The sequence below is a fragment of the Flavobacterium tistrianum genome, from assembly GCF_003254545.1.
Taxonomy (GTDB): domain Bacteria; phylum Bacteroidota; class Bacteroidia; order Flavobacteriales; family Flavobacteriaceae; genus Flavobacterium; species Flavobacterium tistrianum.
This window is the reverse complement of the sequence record NZ_QJRH01000049.1, coordinates 1-20,524: the sequence shown is the minus strand read 5'-3', so window position 1 is coordinate 20,524 and position 20,524 is coordinate 1. Positions and strand designations below refer to the sequence as shown.

At 35.8% G+C, this 20,524-nt stretch carries 21 protein-coding genes; 13 read left to right on the top strand and 8 right to left on the bottom strand.

Annotated features, from left to right (window positions below; translation table 11 throughout):
- Positions 1-317: 317 nt before the first annotated feature.
- From DMB71_RS00650 to DMB71_RS00640, 3 genes are all read right to left on the bottom strand, one after another.
- A complete protein-coding gene (locus DMB71_RS00650) occupies positions 318-890 on the bottom strand; it encodes an SH3 domain-containing protein (RefSeq protein ID WP_111362797.1) in 573 nt (190 codons plus the stop codon).
- A 221-nt stretch (positions 891-1,111) separates the two neighbouring features.
- Positions 1,112-1,858, bottom strand: coding sequence for a LytR/AlgR family response regulator transcription factor (locus DMB71_RS00645; RefSeq protein WP_111362795.1), 747 nt, complete (start codon positions 1,856-1,858; stop codon positions 1,112-1,114).
- Between the two features lie 617 nt (positions 1,859-2,475).
- Positions 2,476-2,709 carry a hypothetical protein gene (locus tag DMB71_RS00640; protein ID WP_111362794.1) on the bottom strand — a complete coding sequence of 78 codons (234 nt, stop codon included), beginning with the start codon at positions 2,707-2,709 and terminating at the stop codon, positions 2,476-2,478.
- Positions 2,710-2,899: 190 nt separating this feature from the next.
- On the opposite strand from DMB71_RS00640, the gene DMB71_RS00635 reads away from it, so the two are divergent.
- The 13 genes from DMB71_RS00635 to DMB71_RS00575 all read left to right on the top strand — a co-directional run bounded on the left by DMB71_RS00635 (position 2,900) and on the right by DMB71_RS00575 (position 13,362).
- Entirely contained in the window at positions 2,900-3,496 is a 597-nt protein-coding gene (locus DMB71_RS00635) for a hypothetical protein (RefSeq protein WP_111362792.1), read from the top strand.
- 25 nt (positions 3,497-3,521) lie between these two features.
- On the top strand, positions 3,522-4,229 hold the full coding sequence (locus DMB71_RS00630) for a DUF2589 domain-containing protein (protein WP_111362790.1): 708 nt from the start codon (positions 3,522-3,524) through the stop codon (positions 4,227-4,229).
- 27 nt (positions 4,230-4,256) lie between these two features.
- Complete coding sequence (locus DMB71_RS00625) at positions 4,257-4,538, top strand: hypothetical protein (RefSeq protein WP_111362789.1); 282 nt, start codon at positions 4,257-4,259, stop codon at positions 4,536-4,538.
- 17 nt (positions 4,539-4,555) lie between these two features.
- Positions 4,556-5,011, top strand: a complete 456-nt coding sequence (locus DMB71_RS00620; RefSeq protein ID WP_111362787.1) for a DUF2589 domain-containing protein — start codon at positions 4,556-4,558, stop codon at positions 5,009-5,011.
- A gap of 31 nt (positions 5,012-5,042) precedes the next feature.
- Positions 5,043-5,432 carry a hypothetical protein gene (locus tag DMB71_RS00615; RefSeq protein WP_111362786.1) on the top strand — a complete coding sequence of 130 codons (390 nt, stop codon included), beginning with the start codon at positions 5,043-5,045 and terminating at the stop codon, positions 5,430-5,432.
- Positions 5,433-5,538: 106 nt separating this feature from the next.
- Positions 5,539-5,751: a hypothetical protein gene (locus DMB71_RS00610; protein ID WP_111362784.1), complete on the top strand. Its 213-nt coding sequence runs from the start codon at positions 5,539-5,541 to the stop codon at positions 5,749-5,751.
- Between the two features lie 78 nt (positions 5,752-5,829).
- Complete coding sequence (locus DMB71_RS00605; RefSeq protein ID WP_162614744.1) at positions 5,830-7,014, top strand: TolC family protein; 1,185 nt, start codon at positions 5,830-5,832, stop codon at positions 7,012-7,014.
- 18 nt (positions 7,015-7,032) lie between these two features.
- On the top strand, positions 7,033-7,848 hold the full coding sequence (locus tag DMB71_RS00600) for a hypothetical protein (protein ID WP_111362781.1): 816 nt from the start codon (positions 7,033-7,035) through the stop codon (positions 7,846-7,848).
- A 116-nt stretch (positions 7,849-7,964) separates the two neighbouring features.
- On the top strand, positions 7,965-9,245 hold the full coding sequence (locus DMB71_RS00595) for a glutamate decarboxylase (protein ID WP_111362779.1): 1,281 nt from the start codon (positions 7,965-7,967) through the stop codon (positions 9,243-9,245).
- Positions 9,242-10,261: a ligand-gated ion channel gene (locus DMB71_RS00590; RefSeq protein WP_111362778.1), complete on the top strand. Its 1,020-nt coding sequence runs from the start codon at positions 9,242-9,244 to the stop codon at positions 10,259-10,261. Before DMB71_RS00595 ends, DMB71_RS00590 begins: the two co-directional genes overlap by 4 nt.
- 572 nt (positions 10,262-10,833) lie before the next feature.
- Positions 10,834-12,036, top strand: coding sequence for an IS3 family transposase (locus DMB71_RS00585; RefSeq protein WP_111362776.1), 1,203 nt, complete (start codon positions 10,834-10,836; stop codon positions 12,034-12,036).
- 15 nt (positions 12,037-12,051) lie between these two features.
- On the top strand, positions 12,052-12,711 hold the full coding sequence (locus DMB71_RS00580) for a transposase (protein ID WP_111362775.1): 660 nt from the start codon (positions 12,052-12,054) through the stop codon (positions 12,709-12,711).
- Between the two features lie 231 nt (positions 12,712-12,942).
- Positions 12,943-13,362 (top strand): hypothetical protein, encoded by a 420-nt coding sequence (locus tag DMB71_RS00575; RefSeq protein ID WP_111362773.1) that lies wholly within the window; start codon positions 12,943-12,945, stop codon positions 13,360-13,362.
- A gap of 282 nt (positions 13,363-13,644) precedes the next feature.
- On the opposite strand, the gene DMB71_RS00570 is transcribed toward DMB71_RS00575, so the two are convergent.
- From DMB71_RS00570 to DMB71_RS00550, 5 genes are all read right to left on the bottom strand, one after another.
- Positions 13,645-14,088: a hypothetical protein gene (locus tag DMB71_RS00570; RefSeq protein WP_162614743.1), complete on the bottom strand. Its 444-nt coding sequence runs from the start codon at positions 14,086-14,088 to the stop codon at positions 13,645-13,647.
- Positions 14,089-14,225: 137 nt separating this feature from the next.
- Positions 14,226-14,558 carry a secretion protein gene (locus tag DMB71_RS00565; RefSeq protein WP_162614742.1) on the bottom strand — a complete coding sequence of 111 codons (333 nt, stop codon included), beginning with the start codon at positions 14,556-14,558 and terminating at the stop codon, positions 14,226-14,228.
- Positions 14,559-15,068: 510 nt separating this feature from the next.
- Positions 15,069-17,030 carry an OmpA family protein gene (locus DMB71_RS00560; protein ID WP_111362768.1) on the bottom strand — a complete coding sequence of 654 codons (1,962 nt, stop codon included), beginning with the start codon at positions 17,028-17,030 and terminating at the stop codon, positions 15,069-15,071.
- A 2-nt stretch (positions 17,031-17,032) separates the two neighbouring features.
- Positions 17,033-17,944, bottom strand: a complete 912-nt coding sequence (locus tag DMB71_RS00555; protein ID WP_111362767.1) for a PorP/SprF family type IX secretion system membrane protein — start codon at positions 17,942-17,944, stop codon at positions 17,033-17,035.
- A 61-nt stretch (positions 17,945-18,005) separates the two neighbouring features.
- A partial coding sequence (locus DMB71_RS00550; protein ID WP_162614741.1) for an Ig-like domain-containing protein occupies positions 18,006-20,524 on the bottom strand: 2,519 nt, incomplete at its 5' end.

Sequence of the window (20,524 nt, the reverse complement as noted above, 5' to 3'; positions counted from 1 at the left end):
TTGCGCAAGCTTTTTTATCGCCTTTTTCCATTCTTTTTCCATTCTTTTTCTTAACGCGCTGATAACATAAAACTTAGATATTATAAATTTATTTTACAAAGTAAGATTTTTCTTTTATATATGTTTTTATTCTAAAAAAATCATTTGACAGAAACATATTTTAGTAAATTCTCAACTACATTAGTAATTATATTACGTTTCCATAAAGAACTCTCGCCTGTTCCTTAAATTAAAAGAACGCTTAAACTCTATTTATTTGAAATGACATTACTTCATCCAATCATAATACAAATAATTCAAACTACAAACTATCCCTCTTACATCTTATATACATACTCCGCCTTCACAAATCCAAAATTACTAGATTGGATTACCTTTACTTGTAGCCACTCCCCATCAATTGCGATAACCATCAAGATATCATATCTCTTAAGCGTCTCTATTATATCATATTCACTCCCAGGTCCCTCTCTAAGATTTAAAATTTCAGAATTAACTGCTAACATGTCTTCCGGACGATAGGCAAGTGTCGATTTTAAACGCGCTGGCACTTTCTTTTCTTTGGATTCAACAGATTGCTGAGAAGTAAAAGAAACTGCACCTGATTTTTTAGACGGACTTGCAACCTTACTCTTTAAAGAAGTGGCTGTGCGTGGAGCTGTATATCTAACAGGAGGCGAATACGAAGCGCATACACCACAGCTACCACCATTGGAACAGTGAGCACACCTACTGCAGTTTGAACACGCACTGCAGTAAGCACTTCCGGTGCATCTTCCCGCTTCTTTTAGTTTTGCATCACAACAGCTTGCTACCAGTTTACCGCTCTGCGCGCTGGATCCAACTGCACTAAAAAAGAATATGATACAAAGGGATAATGTTTTTATCATGGCTAAATAGTTTTATTTTAGGCAAACATAAAGAAAGCTTCTCATGAAATTCTACGGTTTTCCGTAATATATGGAAAGGCATCTTTCTGAAAGCCACCTTGCCGTCACGACCTTTTAGGTATAACTTTCAAAAATTCACTTCATTTATCCAAAGTAGAATACTTTATTAAAGATATGACGAGAAGGCATCTTTAAGAATTCGTTTCTAACAGCTTCTAATCTTACTTCAAAATCGAGTAATGCATTCCTATTTTCTCTTTAAATCTTCGACTCATAGATACTGTTTTGCCAGATAATAATTCAATATGGTTATCAGAAATATGAATTCTTTTAATGACATTTAGATTGACCATATGATTACGGTGTATTTGTACAAATTGTTTATCTGGTAATTTTTGCTGAATCTGTTTCAAGGATATTTCAGTCAAAAATGATTCGTCTCTCGTAATAATCGAAGTGTATTTTCCTTCGACATAGATGTATTCTATACAATTGAAAGATACCTTTACTAATGTGTCTTTTCTTTTAATCAAAAAAAAGCCATCCATTATAATGGCTCCTGACTGACTCCTTGAAAAGACACCCTGCATGTCCATAAACTTTTCAATAGCAAGCTCAATAGCAAACTCCAATTCAAGAACATTAATAGGTTTAATTAAATAACAATATGGATTTGTAATTCTGGCCAATTCAAAAGTTTTTCTGTCTATGGAACTTGTTAAAAAAGCGAAAGGTTTTAATGTAAATTGGTTCTCATTTATTCGCTGAGCAAATACAATTCCGTCTGGCTTGCCGTTCAAATACACATCTACAATAACAATATCTGGTTTTTGTGCGTAATAATATCCCAATGCATCTTTTAAATTATTGGCTACAGCTGTAACCTCATATCCTCTTTCTTCGAGGGCCTCTTTTAAAGATTGTGCCTGTAAAGCTTCATCTTCTATAATTAGTATTCTTATTTTCATATTTTCATGTCTTTGATTATTATAAATACATTGATTACCATCTCTATTATGACCTTTAAAATCTCCCCGAAAAATCCGGCTGATTAAAAGTTCTATATCAAGCCAACAATGCTTTAGCCCATCTATTTACAGGCACAAGATTTTAAAGCCATTTTTTAATTTTTAAAAAATTAGCATGCAAAATCCTCCACCAAACTGTTGATGAGCTCAAAAAGTAAATAATATAAAGAAGGAAAGCCTGCAGAGGAATCTCAAACAGAAATGAAACTAAGCTTAAAAAAATGGAAAATATCAGTAACAATTTCCTAAAAAAATTATAGCGCCATTCTTTCAGGGAATTGGTATAAATATTATGATTGAGATAATGGCAAACATTATCACATTTATTTTTTGTATTGGATAAAAATATTATTTGAGAATTCAATAGACTTGCTATTGAAAATTAAACAGCTGATTTCAATTCAGTATCCATTAAGCAATGAAATATTGAGTCCTTAAAGTTTCCTCTTTTTCATGTCTTTATTTAATCACAACTATAAATCAGGAACTATACTTTCATTTCTAACCAAATTTTATAGTATATGACATCAATTTTCTTTGATTCTAAAAACAAACCATTAATAAAATGGCCGTGGCAAACCAATGTATGCCGTCATAATAATAGGTATTTCCCGTGCTGTTTTTGTTTTTAAATGCAGACAATTTCTGCTCTCAAACATTCTACGCGAACTGCTTACGCAATACTGATCTAATTTGAATGTAGCATTAAAAAAAACAATTTGATTCAAATCCTGCTTTTTTTGTACGGATGTCTGAATCCCTTTTTCAACATTAATTTCTTTAATAGTCATAATTATGATTTGTTTTTGGGGTTATACAATAAATCAAAAATAAGAAATAAAATCCTACATAATATGTTTTAAACCGTTCATAACTAAAACTTTACCGTTCGTGCCATAAAAAGAAAAAAATCTGTTAGACCGAAGTAATATTGCCTTATAAATAATTGATAATCAAACTATCAAATAAAAAAATAGGACTATGAAACCATCTATTAATGAAATCCAAAACGTATATGCTAAGAAAGGATATACGTTTTTTGACACAAAAAAACCTTACAATCTAAACATTATAGGTATTAGAAGTAAAAATGTAATCGCCAACTCTTTTGATGACACATTGTGTTTAATCTTTAGCGACGACAGCCTTACATTGCAAGTATTCTATTTTGCAGCTACCACAGATCCTGGATTATTTTGGTTGCAAAATCCATTAAACGTGAGCGGTACTGCTATTTTGGTTCCAGGCCAATACAAAGGCTCACATCAAGTCGGACTACATAAAGGGCAATATGAAGCATTGGTGCAAAAAGCCCCTGTAAAAGTATGGCGAGACGCTAATAAAGACGGTAAACTGGACTTTTCAGGACCTCATCACGAAGGCATTTTCGGAATTAATATTCATCGTAGCAATCCGGACACAGAATCACAAACGGTAGAAAAATGGTCTGCCGGATGCACGGTTTTCAAAAAAGCAGCCGATTTCAAATTCTTTATGGGCATCTGCAACAGATCTAAAAGTCTGTATGGTAATTCTTTTACTTATACACTATTGGAGGAATCAGACTTTACAACTTAATTATTAACACTTTAAAAAAATTATTATGAACATTGGAGATCAATTTAAAGGCCTTCCTATGGAGGACCTGATCGGTGGACCACTATCAGCCGCTGTAAAATCGAATACCGATTTGGCTAAAGCTACAGCAGCATTTATTAATGATATTGGTTTTGAGAAAGTAAAAGATGCAGAAGGGCTTATAGTTCCCGGTCCTGCACGAATGGTAGATTTTGTTTTTGAACGCCCAGGACTTGATAAAGAAGGAAACACTACTGTTGAAGAAGTTAAAATGAAGGTGCCAATGCTTGCCATTGTACCCATTCCGAACCTGCAAGTAGATTTGGTTGACATCACTTTTGATATGGAGGTTAAAAGCTCTACGAAATCTGTTGAATCATCTGCTTCTAAAGGAGAGTTTAGTGCCTCGATGAGTGCAAAAATTGCTTTTTTCTCTATCAATGCAAGCGTTTCGGGTTCTATTTCATCGAGCAAAGAAAACACACGCTCAACAGATCATTCTGCCAAATATCATGTAGAAGTAAAGGCAACCAATCATGGCATGCCCGAAGGCTTAGCAAGAGTGCTTGACATTATGAATGATGCCGCTAAACCACGTCAGATTATGGCTTATAAACCAAATGCTAACGGCGAAATTGAAAGAGGCGAAGATGGCAAACCTAAAGAACAAGGTAAACTAGTTAGTGCAGATGGCAGTGAAAGCACGCCATCTTCAGAAAAAGGAAATGAATAATTGATTAAGTAATCTAACACCAATTGTATGCTACCAAATAAATCAGAAAAGATCGCAATCGCAGATATACGATATATAAAAAAGATAACCATAGGATCTATAAATCCAAGTGCGCCTTTTACAGACGAAATGCGGGAAGATCAATTGGTGTTGCTTAATAAATGTCTATCGCAACATCCTAAAGGAACAATAATAGGAAAAGATATTTCCATAGGAAGTTTTAAGCTGGGAGAGCATGAACTTAACATGCAGAGCACAACCTATCACGTAGGTTTTACGAGAAAGCCATACTGGCTGGATGAAAAATAATAATAAAAAAACAAACCATGTCACAACAAAGATTTGACCATTTATTACAGGCTATCCACAGTGCAGTACTAAAAGCTCAGGAATTAACCGAGGAGCAGCACATCATGCAAATTGCGAAATATTTTGACGAAGATGGAAAACCGCTTGTGCAAGAACTTCATGTACCAACTCTAGATCCTGATGACGATCCTGCAGCAATGACAACGCTAAGTGTTCCTTTATTGAGTCTTTTGCCACCATCGGCAATCAAAATTAAAGAACTCAAACTAAAGTTTAAAGTTGGTCTTGGCAAAATTAAGGTCGAACAGAGCGATAGTAATAATGGACCAAGTCTGGATATTGATATGGGAGGTGGCGGTGGAATTTTTGGAAAAAAACAAGCTACTGCAAACGTTGAAATAACATTTGAAGCCGGAGATCCGTCAGAATCTTTTTTAAGGATCAATGACTATCTGGTAAAAAGTGTGGTATAACATGAATTATTAACTTTTAAATATAAACATTATGGCACTTAATTTTAAACCTGGCTGGAACACGGCCATAGCAAAGTATGTTAGCAAATATGGTCCATATCAAGCTTTTCTTGATACGTTGACACCATTGTTAATTGAACAAGCATTTAGTGATGCTAACCCTCATTTTGCAGATCCTTTAGCCGCCGATTTTATTAGAACAGTTGTAGCTTCAGCTGACGTCTATACAATTGAGCAAGGCACGCATCAAGCAGAAGATTTACCAGCAGGCGGGTTCTGTCTACATTTTACAGGAAGAAATTCTGCTAACACGGCATTCCACTTTTATATTGTTCAAAATCCAGATGGAACGCCAAAGATTATTAAGATTACTTATTTCGACAAAAAAAGCAAACAGCTAGTGACTAGCAATAGAACTTAATTTCAATAAGTAATTAAAATTTAAAAACTCCAAAAGAGTTCCTCAAAAAAAACATCCGGATGTAAAAAGAGGTTAACAGAAATCTATTCACTAAAAGTATAATAATATGGGAAGTATAATTATTGTGAAGGGAAACAAACAAGAAATACAGTATAAAACCTGTATTAACAAGCTATCGCTTGATGATGAATTGTGCATTTATGCAATAGCCGATTTTGCTCTTAAAAATGGCGTTCCCTATCCTAACTGTGAAATCAGACAAAAAGTAGACATCGGCGGACTAAATCTCATTGACCTAGATGAGTTAGCAAAGAACTAGTTTTCATTTAAATCATTTATCATGAAAAAACGTATTGCATTAATTTGCCTGGCCCTGCTGTGCCTAGTTCCAAAATTAATGGCTCAAAAAATATGGACTCTTAAAGATTGTATTGCCTATGGCAGAAAACGAAGTTTTAAGGCAGAAGAGAATACAATATTAAATGCAACTTATAAAGAAGATAAAAAGAATATTGAAGCACTTTACCTTCCTCAATTCAGTGCAGTATTAAACCCCTCTTATTCTAGAAATCAAGCAGACTATTTATGGTTCTCTAGTTTTGGATTAGAAGCCAACACTATCCTATATGCTGGATTTAGAAAAAGATATGAACTTGAAAAAGCTAATATGATAGCCCTAAAAAGTGAATTTAATATTGCTAGTGCCCAAAATGATATTGAACTTCAGGTTTTATATGCTTACACAGATGCGCTTTCCAAAAGAGAACAGTTTCTTGTTAACATTAGATTTTATCACAAGGCTTTGAACTTGCGCTATGAACTATCAAATAAAAACATATTTACCAATGCAGACAAAACTTTTTTTGAAGCAATGCTTCAACAGGATCGAAATGAAATCGAATCTTTAAGTATGCAGTATGAACTGGCATTATTAAAAATTAAGCAGCTTATTAACTTAGATAATTCAACCGAATTTGATATCGAAGAAATTCCTCCTTTTATACCAACATACCGAGAGCTTAAAGAAGCGTTCCCTAAAGCAATTCTAGCAGATCCCGAAATAAGCAAGAATCAGTTAGAGACTACAGTTGCGGCAAAAAATATTGCTATTGCAAAAAGTTTTCTTTCTCCAGTTTTAAGCTTTCAGACAAATGCATCCTATGCCATTAACAATGGAAATAATTTATCTGGAATTCAGTATTACTTAGGGTTAAATTTTACTGTACCTGTATTCAATTTAAAAGGCCAGAATGCGAATATTGAACGAGCCGTTATCAATTTTAACTATCAAAAAACACAGCTCGAAAACCAAAAAAGGACCTTATTAAATACTGTTGATTTTATTATAAATGAATTGGAGAATAAAGAAACTGACTATAAAAATGCACTTCTTGTTCTTGAAAAAACAACTCTTTTACTAAACGAAAGCACAAAAAAACTGGAAGATGGAAATTCTACGTACGAAGCTTATCTAGTACTGCGAAATTGGAACAAGCAGAATGCATTGCAGGCTGTTGTACTTAAATACGAAACTATTGCTCAGGCAAAGCTGCTTGACTTTTATACAGGAACAACTTTATAATATTAAAAAGGAAGATCTATGAATGCAATATATAATAAAATAAAAAATCGTTCTGGTTACACTTCAGGAATCTCAGAATTAGAGTTAGATAATACTCCTGAAGAAATTATAATCGTAAAACCTATTGAAGAAGATGCTTTTATTCCGGCTGAAATTAAAACACTACCTATCGCAGATGCTAAAATGCCTTTTGAAAATCTAATCGAAAAAGAGATTGAAACAATGTTACAATACAATGTTAGAAAAGGCAAAAAAATAACATCAGACATTGGCTCAATGGCAGAAACCAAAAAACTATCCCATAAAATAGTTTTGCATGAAATGCTAAAAGATGCGATACATCCTGCAACTCCAAAAAGCATAAATTATCTCAATCAATATCGCGATAGATTAAATGAAAGAGTTGTTTTATTAAGAATCAAAATATTTCGCCAATTTATCGCAATTGCCATAATCAGTGTTATGCTTGCCAGTTTTGGATATGCTGTAATTGAATCCGATATTTTTACAGACAAATACATCTTTACAGAGACTGCATTATTTATTATAAACCAATTTTATATTGTGGCTACAGCTTTTTTTGGTGCAATGCTGTATTTCATTACAAAACTAATTAAGCAAATCGACAACAACACTTTAACAGCCAATAAAATTCCGTTTTACTGGTTGGCAATTTTACTTGGCGCTTTAAGCTCAATAATATTAATCAATACAAAAGTATTTGCTCCTTTCCTTATAGACGATACATTCCTGCACAACCTTTTTATTGCCGCAGCCTGCGCTTTTGCTGCTGATGTTCTCTACGGTAACATTCAGGCAATTGCGCATCTATAGTTTCTTTTGCATCTCCTTTTGAAGCCTGAAATTAATTTTTAGCATTTATATCGAAATATTCCCACCCTGCTCTTTTACGGATATTTCTTTTTTTAAGATCAAAACCCCATATTCTCATGAAAAAGAATAGTAAAAATTCACTTAACATCTTTCCCAAAAAAGGAAACAAGCCAGCAAAAGCTTATAAAGCAATCTGCTCAGAACTTGCTCTAGATGGAAACGTACATCTTGATCTTGGCAGTTTTAGCACTACCGTAATGAATTCGTATGCCGACAAGCTTATTTTAGAACAGATAGGCAAAAATTTCATTGATTATGGCGAATACGGACAGACCAAAAAAATTCATGATCGAATTATAGCCATACTTTCAGGATTGCTAAATGTACCCAATCGCAAATCTATAAATGGAACATCAACCTTGGGGTCTTCAGAGGCAATACATCTTGCTCTGCTTGCTCACAAATGGAACTGGAAAAAAAGACGGCAGTCCTTAAATTTAAACACTTCAAAACCGAATATTGTTTACAGTGGCAATGCACATGTCTGCTGGGATAAGTTTGCTTTATATTTTGATGTTGAACCAAGAAAAATTCCTGTTTCAGCTCTACACAGTTATCCTTTAGAAGAAATATTGAACAGTATAGACGAAAACACCATTTGTGTAGGTGCCATTGCAGGAAATACCTATACAGGAAGTATAGATCCTATTGAAGAACTCAATAGCAAATTATCAGAAATCAATTCAAAAAATAACTGGGATATTGGTATACATGTAGATGCAGCCATTAGCGGATTTGTGCTTCCTTTTTTAAAACTGCACAAATCTCAATGGAATTTTAGCTTGCCACTGGTTCGAAGCATTAATCTTTCGGGGCACAAGTTCGGATTGGTATATCCTGGAATTGGCTGGCTCATTTTTAGAGATGCTTTTTTTTTGCCAAAAGACTTAATTTTTTCTTCACATTATCTTGAAAAACCAATAGAAACCTTTACCCTTAACTATTCTAAAGGAGCTTCTATGATTTTGGCTCAATATTTTTCGATACTTCAGCACGGTATCTCTGGGTATAAAAAAATAATAAAAAACTGCTGTCAAATAGCGCAAATCATTAGAGAAAAGCTTAGTCAATCTGATTATTTTGAGGTTGTTGATGAAGCTATTTTGCCCATAGTTGTTTTTAAATTAAAATTGAACAATTCAATAGATCTTAATGAATTTCAATTACATCTTAAGGCAAGAAATTGGATGCTTCCAGTTTATGATAGCCCCGGAAATTTCGAACCGGAAAAACTAATGCGAATAGTTATAAAAGAAAATTTTAACCGTGCAATGGCATCCCACTTGTGCGATGATCTAATTAATGTATATCAAAACTTAAACAATTATCGTTTATGAAACAGTTTTACTATCTCATACTATTCTTTTTAGTATCAATATATTCTACAGAAGCTAAACTATCCAGAAAACAAGAGTCTTCAAATCCTCTTAAAGTTACCGTGTCGATTCATCTTAATAAAATTTATGATATCAACTCTGTAAATAAAACTTATATGATAGACGCTTATTTAGTGCTTCTATGGCATGATGCCTCTGTTTCTGAATGGATTCATGAAAATAACAAAACTAGGATTATATATGAAAATGAAAAATTTCCTGAAACAATTGCAGTTCCCTCTTTTGAATTTATCAATATTCTGGGCAATCGCGAAATCATTAATAAGCAATTAATCATTAATCCTGACAAAACGCTAGTTTACAACGAACGTTTTCATGGAAGATTTACATCTAATATGGATTTTCATAAATATCCAAACGACAGACAATGCTTTACAATACAGCTAGAATCATTTTCGATGGAAAAAAATGATCTGATTTTTGTCAATCCGCAACTTTTTCCAAAAGTATTGGATTCCTCCTATTTTGAAGAATGGAACATTTTAGGCAAAAAAGATTATGTCAATCAAATGATTTACAATCATCTGAGTGCAAGCAAAAAAGGAGAAATATTTTCACGCTGTAATTTTGAGATTTATGCGCAGCGAAAAATAGAATATTATATATGGAAAGTAATGTTACCGATAGGGATTCTTGTTGTAGCCTCGTGGTTAGTTTTTTGGGTCAAAGATTTTGCAAACCAATTAAACATTTCTTTTACATTGATGCTTACCATGGTAACTTTCAATTTTTATACTTCGTCATTATTGCCGGCATTGCCTTATAATACTTTTATTGAACTGATAATTATATCTGGCTACATATCAATATTCTTAACATTAATAACGATAATTTTCACTTATGCTTATTCTAAAAATAATCAAACAACTATTAGAATCAATACCTTTTTTAAGCTATTCTTTCCTTTACTTTATATCCTATATATTGTAATCTGCATAATTGTTATCTTTTTTTAGGAATATATTCGCTGAGTAATCTATACATTAAAAATATGAATCTTCAAACCGCTTTGCTTTCTTTGTTCACTTCTTATTTCTACTTGCCAATACAGAAATTAACTTTCCTTATTTAATAAGGCTTAAGCAATGTCGAGGTACAAATAGGGTACAAAAATTTACAATTTAAAATCTTACAAAAAAACCATTAATAATGTGTCCAATAATTTTGCAGAATAATATGGTTTTCTAAAGAACTTTTAACCTAGTAGTTGAAACAAAAATATAAAAATAAATGTTAAATTAAAAGAGTCTTTCTAGTAAGTTTATAAATCTCCTTTCTAATTTTAAGCTAAAAAAACTATTTGATCACGAATGAAAATTCTCAAATGAAAAACGAAAATACACTTTCCCGCAATAGCGCAGTCGCATCTCCACATGCTGGCCAAATTCCTCTATTCATGACATGAAATGCTTTTGAATCAAACTTTAAGATAAAAAAATATAAGTCCAAACTGTAAAGATTATTTTAGCGGCCAAGAAGTACGCTAACTTCGAAAATTGAGATCTACCAACCAAAATCTTTTTAAAAAATGGCAGAGAAGCGAAGAAAATTTGACCGAAAATTTAAAGAAGACGCTATTTTAGCACATTACAGAGGAAGAACGCTAAAGGATATTGCAAAAGAAATTGGGGTGCTCCCCTGCACGCTTTCCAGATGGAAAAGTGAATATGAAAAATATGGCTCTGAAAGTTTTCAGGGTCCCGGTTATGCTAGAGTCCTCCCTAAAGACAGAAAACGCTTTGAACTTTCTAAAGAATGCAGAGAATCCGAATTAAGATATGAAATCTTAAAAGACGGCTCCAGTTATCTTTTCCAAAACAGGTCGACAATTTATGAATTCATAAAGAATAATGAAAAGAAGTATTCTATTAGAAAAATGTGCAAAGTCCTTGAAATTGGTTTAAGAGGCTATTTCAAATGGAAAGAGCGTGGCATTTCCGAGAGGCGGGAAAATATAATTGCATTAAAAAAAGACATCGCTTCAATTTACTGCCATCATAAAAAACAGTACGGAAAAACCAAAATTACCAGAGAGCTGCAAGCGCTAGGATATGCAATATCAGAAAGTCGGGTTTCTTTTTACATGAAAGAGCTGGGGTTGCGCCGCATAACCACTCGAAAGTTTAAAAAGACAACAGATTCTAATCATAATAATTATGTTCCCAAAAATATTCTTAACGGCATATTTAAAACAGATTCCCCATCTAAAGTTTGGGTTTCCGACATTACGTATATCCAAACTGATCGAGGATTCCTATACCTGACCATCATAATGGATCTATACGACAGGAAGATAATCGGCTGGAGCTGCAGCAGCACAATGCGGACCAGCGCAACCACACTGCCAGCATTGGAAATGGCCGTGAACAATAGAAAAATTAAAGAAGGAATGGTCTTTCACTCCGACAGAGGGGTTCAGTACGCTAACAAAGCTTTCTCTGGAAAATTAGAATTATATGGCTGTACGCGAAGCATGAGCAGAAAAGGGACTCATTGGGATAATGCCGTATGCGAAAGCTTCTTCAGTTCATTAAAAAAAGAACTGATATATAGAATAAAACTGCTTCCCCATATGCAGCTTAAAGCTGAAATATCTGATTTCATAGAAAACTGGTATAATAAAAAAAGGAGACACTCTTCATTGGATTATCAGACAATAGAAGAATTTAATGCCGCTCAAATCAAATCAGAAGATGCACCCTTGATCATAAATGAAAAATCGGACCGCTAAAGATCAACTAGTAATATGAAAGAAAGAAAAAGAGTTTTTAGCCGTGATTTCAAAAACAGAGCAGTTGCGCTAAGTTATGAAAAAGGCAATATTGCCGTAGCAGCAAAAGAACTTGGCATTCTCAGATGCACATTATGCAGATGGCGGCAGGACTCTCTCAAATATGGAAGCGGAAGTTTTCCAGGATTTGGAAGACTTAAATTAAGTCCAGAAGACCGGCAGATCCATGATCTTGAAAAAAAAATAATAAAAACAAATCTTAAATTTGAAATCTTAAAAAAAGCGGGCAGATTTCTCCTTAAAGAAAGAGCCCAACTCTTTTCCTTCATTGCGGAAAATGAAAAAACATACTCCATAAGATTAATGTGCAGTGTTTTGGAAGTAAACAGGGCTACCTACCATAAATGGAAAAATCCCCTGCTTTCCGAAAGGCAAAAAAGAAAAATTTTAATTCAGGAAGAAATAGCCAATATATTCCATGCTTATGAGAAGCGCTATGGCAGCAAAAGGATTGCAGCCGAACTTCAGAATATGGGATATGAAATTTCAAGCTTTACAGTAAATAAATATATGAATGAACTGGGCTTAACAATCAGAACAAAGAAAATTAAAGGGAACTTAGAATATCAGATATTACCTAGGGCTGCCTGTGCAGATAGAGGAATAACGAATTAATGCCTTTATTTTAGCTTCAGACTGCATATTTGCAAACCGCGTAAACCGGCAGCCCAAAACGGAAAAAAACTGATTGCCCGCTTTGTTTTTTTCTCAAATAGCCAAGCTCCGCCCATGCTCCATTATTGGCAAAAATCTTCCCAGCGCATTAAAAATTAAAAATAGCCTAATTTAGAATTAGGAAAAACATTAATTTTGAACTAACAGTATAACTTCATTTTTTTTTGGATTATGACAAAGCAGATCAAGACCGGCAATCCGAAAGCGGCCAACTCCAAAAATCAGACAAAGAGCTTCAGCCTGCAGATTCCCGAAGAATCGTATGCCTACCTGTTTTCAGAAATCAGCCATAAAATCCAATCCGATGTCAGGTATAATTTCAAACGTATATTTAAAGACGGGCTGAGATTCCTGAAAAAAAAGCATCCCCGAATCACCTCCGGCGAAGCGTCTGAGAGAAGGTTCTACAGAAGAATGAAAAAAGACAAAAGGCCGCCATTAATTGCAACATCCCTTCTAATTCCGCAGAAGGATATCAATTGGATCAACAACTATATCAGCCAAAAAATAAAAAAGGACATAACCTACTCTAAAGTAAATTTTGTTTTGGATCTTGTGGCTGAAATAAAAAAAAACAGAGAGAAGCTCTAGCCAGTTAAGATATAGCTGTTTATAAGCCATAGTTCCGAAAATTAACTTCCTCACTTCATAAGGGTTCAGCAATCTCGAGGTGCAAATGAGGTGCAGAAAATTACAATTTAAAATCTTACAAAAACACCATCGGTAATGTGCTTAAGAGAACATTTAATACAATACTTGAAACAAAAATATAACAAAAAATGTTAAAATTCGCATAATACAGTAATTTTCAGCGACATTCATATAATAGCAAAGGCTACTACGGAACTTGCATCCTGAGCCTAAAGCAAGTGCTCAGCATTCAGTGCAAAAAGCGATTCTTCTTGATATCATAAAAAGCGGATAGGAGAAAATCAGCCCGGTAATAAAGATTGGCCGAGCAGCCAGGCAAAACCCTTCATTCCAAATGTTTTCATATACCTGCAATCCCCTTTCCCTATTGGCAAATATTTCTGTATCAATTATTAGGCAGGATGCCATTAGGATAAATGCGGTAACGATTGTTGATAAAATCCTATCGCTTGTTATCATGAAAAATGAAACATTGAGTATGCAGATAAAAAATATGGGGGGAAGCGACATCAAAAACAAATCAATCAAAACATTCCAATTGTGCCATCTGCCGCCAGCAGACCAATAATCCCATAGCGCCCAGCCGCCTTGCATCAGTATGGCTAACGCCATAAATAGAAAGAAACAGCAAATCAGAATCCAATTTTTCAAAAACAGCTTTTTCATATTATGCTTTTAAATCATTAATCATTAATCATTAGCCATATTATCAGATATGCAAAAAAGGTAAAAAAAGCAGCCCAAAAAATGAGCTGCTGCATAATTGCTCAAATTATGAGCTGTCTAAAATTTAGGGCAAAATTTTATCGACGCAAAGACGGACTATAATTTACCGATTCCTCCATTCTGCTCTTCTTCAGATCCTTTGAAATCCTGATCTTATGTTTTCTAGTTTTTTCTTTACCGGCCACCTCCATATAATAGATCCCTGAAGGGCATTCTCCTAAACGGACTGTTTTTAAAACGTCCAATCTGCCTATTGGCGATTCATAAATCAGATTATGCTGCTGGTCGTAGATCAATACAGATGTTTCCTGCGCAGGATTTAGGGTAAAGCTGACCGCTTTTCCATCTCCTGTTTCTATTTTTAAAGTGCAGTCTCCCTCCCTATTGGCAGCATAGGTAACGCCCCCCATTAATAGAGCGGTAAGCAATATTTTTTTTGCTGTATATGTTATTTTACTCATTTGGTAATTTTATTCCCTAGTTAAATTCGAGGCGCAAAATTATAAATAATTTAACATTAATTTACTTCCAAAATACTGAATTACAAATAATTAATTATTCTCAATGAATTATATGCAAAATACTTAAAGCTTGAAACATTTTTTTTGAATTTTTGGCAAAAAAAATCTTATTTTACTGTATACTAATCTACTAGGATAAATAGATTAGAAATATTTTTCCATTTATTGCATTTAGAGTCTGCCATTTATCCATAACAATAAAAAAGCGCAAAGCCCCAAATGGGGCTTTTAGGCTCTTTAAAGGCAAAACTCTTCCCGCATAATCAGTGCGGAAAGAGCTGTCCATAAAACGCAATCTTCCAAATTTACGTTTTAAATATCTTTAAATTGGAAATCGACAGGCCTGCGGCCAACATTTTCAAGACCAGCCAAATCCAAGCTGCATAGCTGCATTCCAATTTACATGGAGGAAATCAAAAATTCGCTTCTGCGGTTTTTAAGATGCTCCTGCTCTGAACATTTAACTCCATCTTTACATCTGTTAAGAAGCCTGCTCTCACCATACCCTTTTCCTTTAAGGCGATCAGCGGCAATGCCTTTTGTCTTAAACCATGCCATAATGGATTTTGCCCTTTTATCTGATAAAACCATATTAGATTGAGCCGAAGAACGGCTGTCAGTATGCGAGCGAATATCGATTTTCATATTTGGATATTCCTGCATAACAGCTAAGATTTTCTCCAGCTCAATGGCTGCCTGATCTGTAATATTCCATTTTCCTAAATCAAAGTAAATCATAGAGATGTTAAGCGTTTTAGCAAGATCCGTTCCTACTTTAACTGTCGTTATCGCTGGAATCGCTATAGCAGCAATCTCTTCTTTCTCTAGGGTAAGATCTAACCTGTTGTCAAGTGCAGTGCCAATTGTAATTATGTTCTCTTTTGGAGGATACATTTTTCGAACTGCTGACACTAAATACTTTTTACTGCAGTTTACCTTAAAGCTGTAGTTTCCGTCTTTTCCTGTTTCTACTGTTTCAACTGCCTGACTGTTCTGGTCAAAGAGCGTAACCGCTGCTCCTTCAATAGGCATTTGTGACTTGCTGTCAGAAATGGTTCCGTTCAAAGTTCTCTCACAAACAAGTTTTCTGGTTTCTGTAAAGCTGTAAATATCATCGCTCCCCATGCCTCCTTTTCTATTTGAAGAGAAATATCCTTTACGGCTGCTGCTATGTATAATAAAAGCAAAATCATCAAACTTTGTATTTATCGGTTCTCCAATATTCTGCACTTGGTCAAAACTTCCGTTCTCAAGGATTCTAGAAACCACTAAGTCAAGCCCACCAAGTCCCGGACGCCCATCGGTTGCAAAATAAAGCTCATTGTCTTCTGAAATGAATGGGAAGGTTTCTCGTCCCTCTGTGTTGATCTGAGGGCCGAGGTTCTCCGGCTTGCCATATGATCCGTCTGGTCTGATCAGGACACAGAATAGATCTGACTGGCCTAGAGTCCCCGGCATATCAGATGCAAAATATAGCTTTTTACCATCTAGACTTAGGGCTGGGTGTGCTGTGCTATATTTATCGCTATTGAAAGGAAGTTCCACAATATTGGTCCATTTCCCATCGATTAAACTTGCTTTATACAATTTCAAAAGCGTAATATTTTTATCATCCTTGCCGCGCTTCCCGTCCAAATAGTTGTTTCTGGTAAAATACATGGTTTTTCCGTCTTTAGTAAATACAGGAGTCGATTCGTTAAACTTAGAATTGATTTCTTTGTTTAACAGAACCGGACTGCCTGTACTCGCGTCAGGATTGATTGGGGCAATATATAAATTGGTAAAATTCTTATTGGTCCACTTAAATGTTTTTCCGTCCTTATTTTCAATCTGCCTTGCTGAACTGAATACCAGATTATTCCCTAGAAATGCACTTCCAAAGTCTGAACTCTCTGAATTTACCAAAGCAGGAGAAATTTCAAAACGGCCAGAATTCATCTGTATCTCTTCCAGATAATTCCTGTTGTTTTCAAACAGAATTCCCCTGCTATCCGTCGCATTCTTCTTGTTAAACTGTTCCAGTATTTTATCTGCCTTTGCATAATCGCCAGCTGATTTGAGGCACTGCGCATAACGGTACAGGTACTCTGGATCCTGGTTTGGGTTGAGGGCAAAAAGTCTGTCGTACCATAGGGCCGCTTTCGGCAATTCTGCGTTAAAATAATAAGCATTCCCTAGCCTTTGGAACATTTTTTCATCTTCAACCCCTTTTGCCGCCAGCTTTTCATAAATGCTTATAGCATCAGCATAGGCATAGTTATCATATTCTTTTTCTGCCTTATCCAATAGTGCTTTCTGTGCTGTTGTGCTCAAAAAGCAAAAAGACAGCATAATCGTATACAGTATTTTTTTAAAGTCCATAATTAGAAAAATCTTGGTGATGTGATTCGGTTATAGCCTTTCATGAACTCAAAGCGCAGAAAGATCTCGTGAGAGCCTGAATTATAGTGCCTCAGCTGGGTTGTTTCATGGTCATAAGCATATCCAATGTACATACTTTTACTAAGCTGAAATCCAGCCATCGCACTTAAAGCGGCACTCCATCTATAAGACACACCTGCCGCAAACTTATCATTGAACAGAAAGTTTGCCGAAACATCAAGCTGCAGCGGCGAGCCGTCAACCATTTTAAGAAGGGCTGCAGGTTTGAACTTAATCTCTTCATAACGGTCCAGATTAAATACATATCCTGCTATTAAATAATAATTGATGCGCTCTTTGTAAATGGCATAATCATTATCATTGTAACGGTTTGTCTGAATAAAATTCGGAACCGACAAACCTACATATCCTTTATCTGAATGATAGTAGACTCCCGCTCCAATGTTTGGAGTAAACTTATTTTTAAAATTTGAAAACTGCTGATCGCCTTGGTTTTCCATAGTCAGCTTGTTCGGATCCAGATTAAAAACATTAGCTGATCCTTTAATCCCGAAAGATAATTTAGCTTCAGCCGATGTCTGGATAGAATAGGAAATGTCTGCTGAAAAATCAGTTTCGCTTGTAGGGCCGATCTTATCATTAACCAGAGAGAAACCCAATCCTAAAGCGCTGCTGCTAATTGGTGCATTTAATGAAAGAGTGCTTGTTTCAGGAGCTCCATCAAGACCGACCCATTGAGTGCGGTAAAGCCCGAAAATGCTCATAACGCCTCTAGAACCAGCATAGGCAGGATTGATGCTGACTGTATTGTGCATATACTGTGTGTACTGCGCATCCTGCTGTGCAAAACCAGCTGCAGAACAGAACAATAATAGTAAAATTATTTTTTTCATTTATATATTTTTAAAACAATGGCTCAGCTATGGCCGAGCCATTTTTATTTATATGGAAATATTATTTAGCCAGATAAAGGTATCCTGATTCCTGATTTGGTTTAGAAGCATTGTCCTTATACTTCAAAATGTAATAATAAGTTCCTTCAGGCAGTCCTTCCGATCCTTTAACCGTTGTTCTTCCTTCTGAATAGCCTTTAAATACAATATCATTATTGTTGTAATGGTCCCTTTCGAATACCAGAACTCCCCATCTGTTGTAAATCTGCACGGTATTGTCTGGATAGCACTCAATTCCTTTGATGTAGAATCTCTCGTTCATACCATCGCCATTTAAAGAAACCGCATTATAAATTTTTATGCTGCAGCCGTTCAGCTCAATAACTGTCGGATTATCTCCATTTAAATTTTCAGAATCAGACTGGTCCGTCACAACAATCCCGCTCTGCGTTCTTCCTGAAACTGTTGCCTGATTGGTTAAATGGCCTGCATTTATATCTGCCTGAGTTAACGTGTAAGTTCCAGTAAAAGTCAAGCTGTCACTCTGTCCTGCACCCAATGATATTGGACCTCCAGTAATTGTAATCCCTGGAAGAATATCAGAAATCAGCAGATTATTCAGAGTCGTGTTTCCTGTATTTGTAACAGTGAAAGTATAAGTCACTGTTTCGCCTGCCTCAACATTTCCGTTTCCGTTTTCATCGTTAAGTTTCGCTTTCATAACAAGGGAAACTGACGGTTTTTCAACAAAAATGCGGACAGTTGCCGAACTGCAATTGTCTGGATTTGCTTTCTCGCAAATTTGGTATGTTAAAATATAATCGCCTCCATTTGTTCCTGGAGCAACGTCAATAGTTCCATCCTGATTCAATGTAATTCCTTGCGGGAATTTTTCTGCTGTTAGAATGACATCTGCAGGATTTACCGGATGGCCATTTAATTTATCATTTGCTAAAACATTGATTGCTTCCACTGAACCATTGATTCCGTCTGCAGTGGTAAAATCATCATCATTTCCAGCACTGATTCCAAAATGGGGTCTAGCATTACAGCCTGATGCTGCCGAAGGATAATTTACAGTCAATGACTGTGTAGGGTTCAAGCTGAACTGCATTGTAACAGCAGGTCTTGTCGATTCAAATCCGTCATTGCCTTCAACCCATTGTCCATTAGCCAATATCCATCCTGGCCAGTCGGTTGGCATATTATTTCCGTCAACTGCTGCACCCGGCCACAATACATTGCCATTTAAAGGCATTCCTGTCTGTGTCGCAACAACACGATTAGAGCTGTCAATCCAGTTGATTGTCAGTAAACCAGATGGCGTGAAATTATCTGCCTTTACACTGTAAGACACATAAGGAGCATTATTAAGACAGTAGCTCTCTGCTTTGATTGTCATAGTTGGAGCCGCTACAGTAACTGTAACTGAAGCTGATGCACAGTTGCCTGAATTTGCTTTTTCGCAGATTTCATAAGTCAAAGTATACGTTCCTGCAGGAGCATTTGGAGCTGCCTCAACCGTTCCGTCTGCCTTTAATGACAACACTTGAGCTGGATCTGGGGCTAATACCTTCAGATCAACATCAGCAGGTGTTAATGGATTGCTGTCTAATCTATCATTGTCTAAAACATTGATAACTTTAACTATTTCATTAATGCCTGTAATAGGCCCCGCTTCATCCTTAACAGCAGCAATCATTCTTTTTTCAACAGGAATTGTAATTACGGCAGGCGTTGCGTCTACAGCTCCACTATTGTCTGTTGCCGTGAAGGCAAATGAATCGTTTCCTGAAAAAGAACCGCTTGGGTCGTAAGTCAGCATTCCTGCTTCCGCCGGTGTTAAAATTTGGCCAACAGCTACGGGCGAACCGTTTAAAGCTAATGTACCGTTTGATGGCAAACTCAGTATAATGTAATTTGCAATCGTTCCATCTGTATCCGTTGCTGATAAAGCTTTAATAGCTGTTGCACCAGCACTAGACGGAATTGCCGTATTTGTATCATCGTTTGCGACTGGAGCATTATTGCCAACTGGAATGGTTATTGTCCCTGGCAGCCGCGCTTTTAATCCCAAGTCATCTGTCACTGTAAAAGTAAATGATGCATTGCCTGAAAAAGTTCCGCTTGGAGTATAAAATACCATTGCCGCTTCTGCTGGCGTTAAAATCTGATTCACTGTAATCGGATTGCCTGCCAGCGTTAAAATACCGTCTGCCGGTAAGCTCAGAATTGTATAGCTGGCAATTGTCCCGTCAATATCACTTCCTGTCAAAGCATTGATGGATGATGCTCCTGCTGTTGACGCAATTGCGTTATTTGTACCATCATTTGCAATTGGAGCATCATTCACTGCCGTAACAGTGATTTCAATATTGGCTGTTGAAGTCAATGTGCCATCGGTAACCGCGTATGGGAAGCTGATTGGTACAGTTGAGTTATAGTTGGCCGCAGGCGTAAAAGTAATTGCTCCCGAGGCTGAAATATTTACCGTTCCGTTTGGAACCGCTATGATCTGAACTCCGCCTGTAAGCGCCGTTCCGTTGATTGAAGCAATCGAAAGCGCATCTCCGTCCGCAT

Excerpts from the sequence above, each read along its gene's own strand:
- DMB71_RS00650 (WP_111362797.1), bottom strand. The coding sequence starts at position 890 with ATGATAAAAACATTATCCCTTTGTATCATATTCTTTTTTAGTGCAGTT.
- DMB71_RS00645 (WP_111362795.1), bottom strand. The coding sequence starts at position 1,858 with ATGAAAATAAGAATACTAATTATAGAAGATGAAGCTTTACAGGCACAA.
- DMB71_RS00640 (WP_111362794.1), bottom strand. The coding sequence starts at position 2,709 with ATGACTATTAAAGAAATTAATGTTGAAAAAGGGATTCAGACATCCGTA.
- DMB71_RS00635 (WP_111362792.1), top strand. The coding sequence starts at position 2,900 with ATGAAACCATCTATTAATGAAATCCAAAACGTATATGCTAAGAAAGGA.
- DMB71_RS00630 (WP_111362790.1), top strand. The coding sequence starts at position 3,522 with ATGAACATTGGAGATCAATTTAAAGGCCTTCCTATGGAGGACCTGATC.
- DMB71_RS00625 (WP_111362789.1), top strand. The coding sequence starts at position 4,257 with ATGCTACCAAATAAATCAGAAAAGATCGCAATCGCAGATATACGATAT.
- DMB71_RS00620 (WP_111362787.1), top strand. The coding sequence starts at position 4,556 with ATGTCACAACAAAGATTTGACCATTTATTACAGGCTATCCACAGTGCA.
- DMB71_RS00615 (WP_111362786.1), top strand. The coding sequence starts at position 5,043 with ATGGCACTTAATTTTAAACCTGGCTGGAACACGGCCATAGCAAAGTAT.
- DMB71_RS00610 (WP_111362784.1), top strand. The coding sequence starts at position 5,539 with ATGGGAAGTATAATTATTGTGAAGGGAAACAAACAAGAAATACAGTAT.
- DMB71_RS00605 (WP_162614744.1), top strand. The coding sequence starts at position 5,830 with ATGGCTCAAAAAATATGGACTCTTAAAGATTGTATTGCCTATGGCAGA.
- DMB71_RS00600 (WP_111362781.1), top strand. The coding sequence starts at position 7,033 with ATGAATGCAATATATAATAAAATAAAAAATCGTTCTGGTTACACTTCA.
- DMB71_RS00595 (WP_111362779.1), top strand. The coding sequence starts at position 7,965 with ATGAAAAAGAATAGTAAAAATTCACTTAACATCTTTCCCAAAAAAGGA.
- DMB71_RS00590 (WP_111362778.1), top strand. The coding sequence starts at position 9,242 with ATGAAACAGTTTTACTATCTCATACTATTCTTTTTAGTATCAATATAT.
- DMB71_RS00585 (WP_111362776.1), top strand. The coding sequence starts at position 10,834 with ATGGCAGAGAAGCGAAGAAAATTTGACCGAAAATTTAAAGAAGACGCT.
- DMB71_RS00580 (WP_111362775.1), top strand. The coding sequence starts at position 12,052 with ATGAAAGAAAGAAAAAGAGTTTTTAGCCGTGATTTCAAAAACAGAGCA.
- DMB71_RS00575 (WP_111362773.1), top strand. The coding sequence starts at position 12,943 with ATGACAAAGCAGATCAAGACCGGCAATCCGAAAGCGGCCAACTCCAAA.
- DMB71_RS00570 (WP_162614743.1), bottom strand. The coding sequence starts at position 14,088 with ATGAAAAAGCTGTTTTTGAAAAATTGGATTCTGATTTGCTGTTTCTTT.
- DMB71_RS00565 (WP_162614742.1), bottom strand. The coding sequence starts at position 14,558 with ATGGGGGGCGTTACCTATGCTGCCAATAGGGAGGGAGACTGCACTTTA.
- DMB71_RS00560 (WP_111362768.1), bottom strand. The coding sequence starts at position 17,030 with ATGGACTTTAAAAAAATACTGTATACGATTATGCTGTCTTTTTGCTTT.
- DMB71_RS00555 (WP_111362767.1), bottom strand. The coding sequence starts at position 17,944 with ATGAAAAAAATAATTTTACTATTATTGTTCTGTTCTGCAGCTGGTTTT.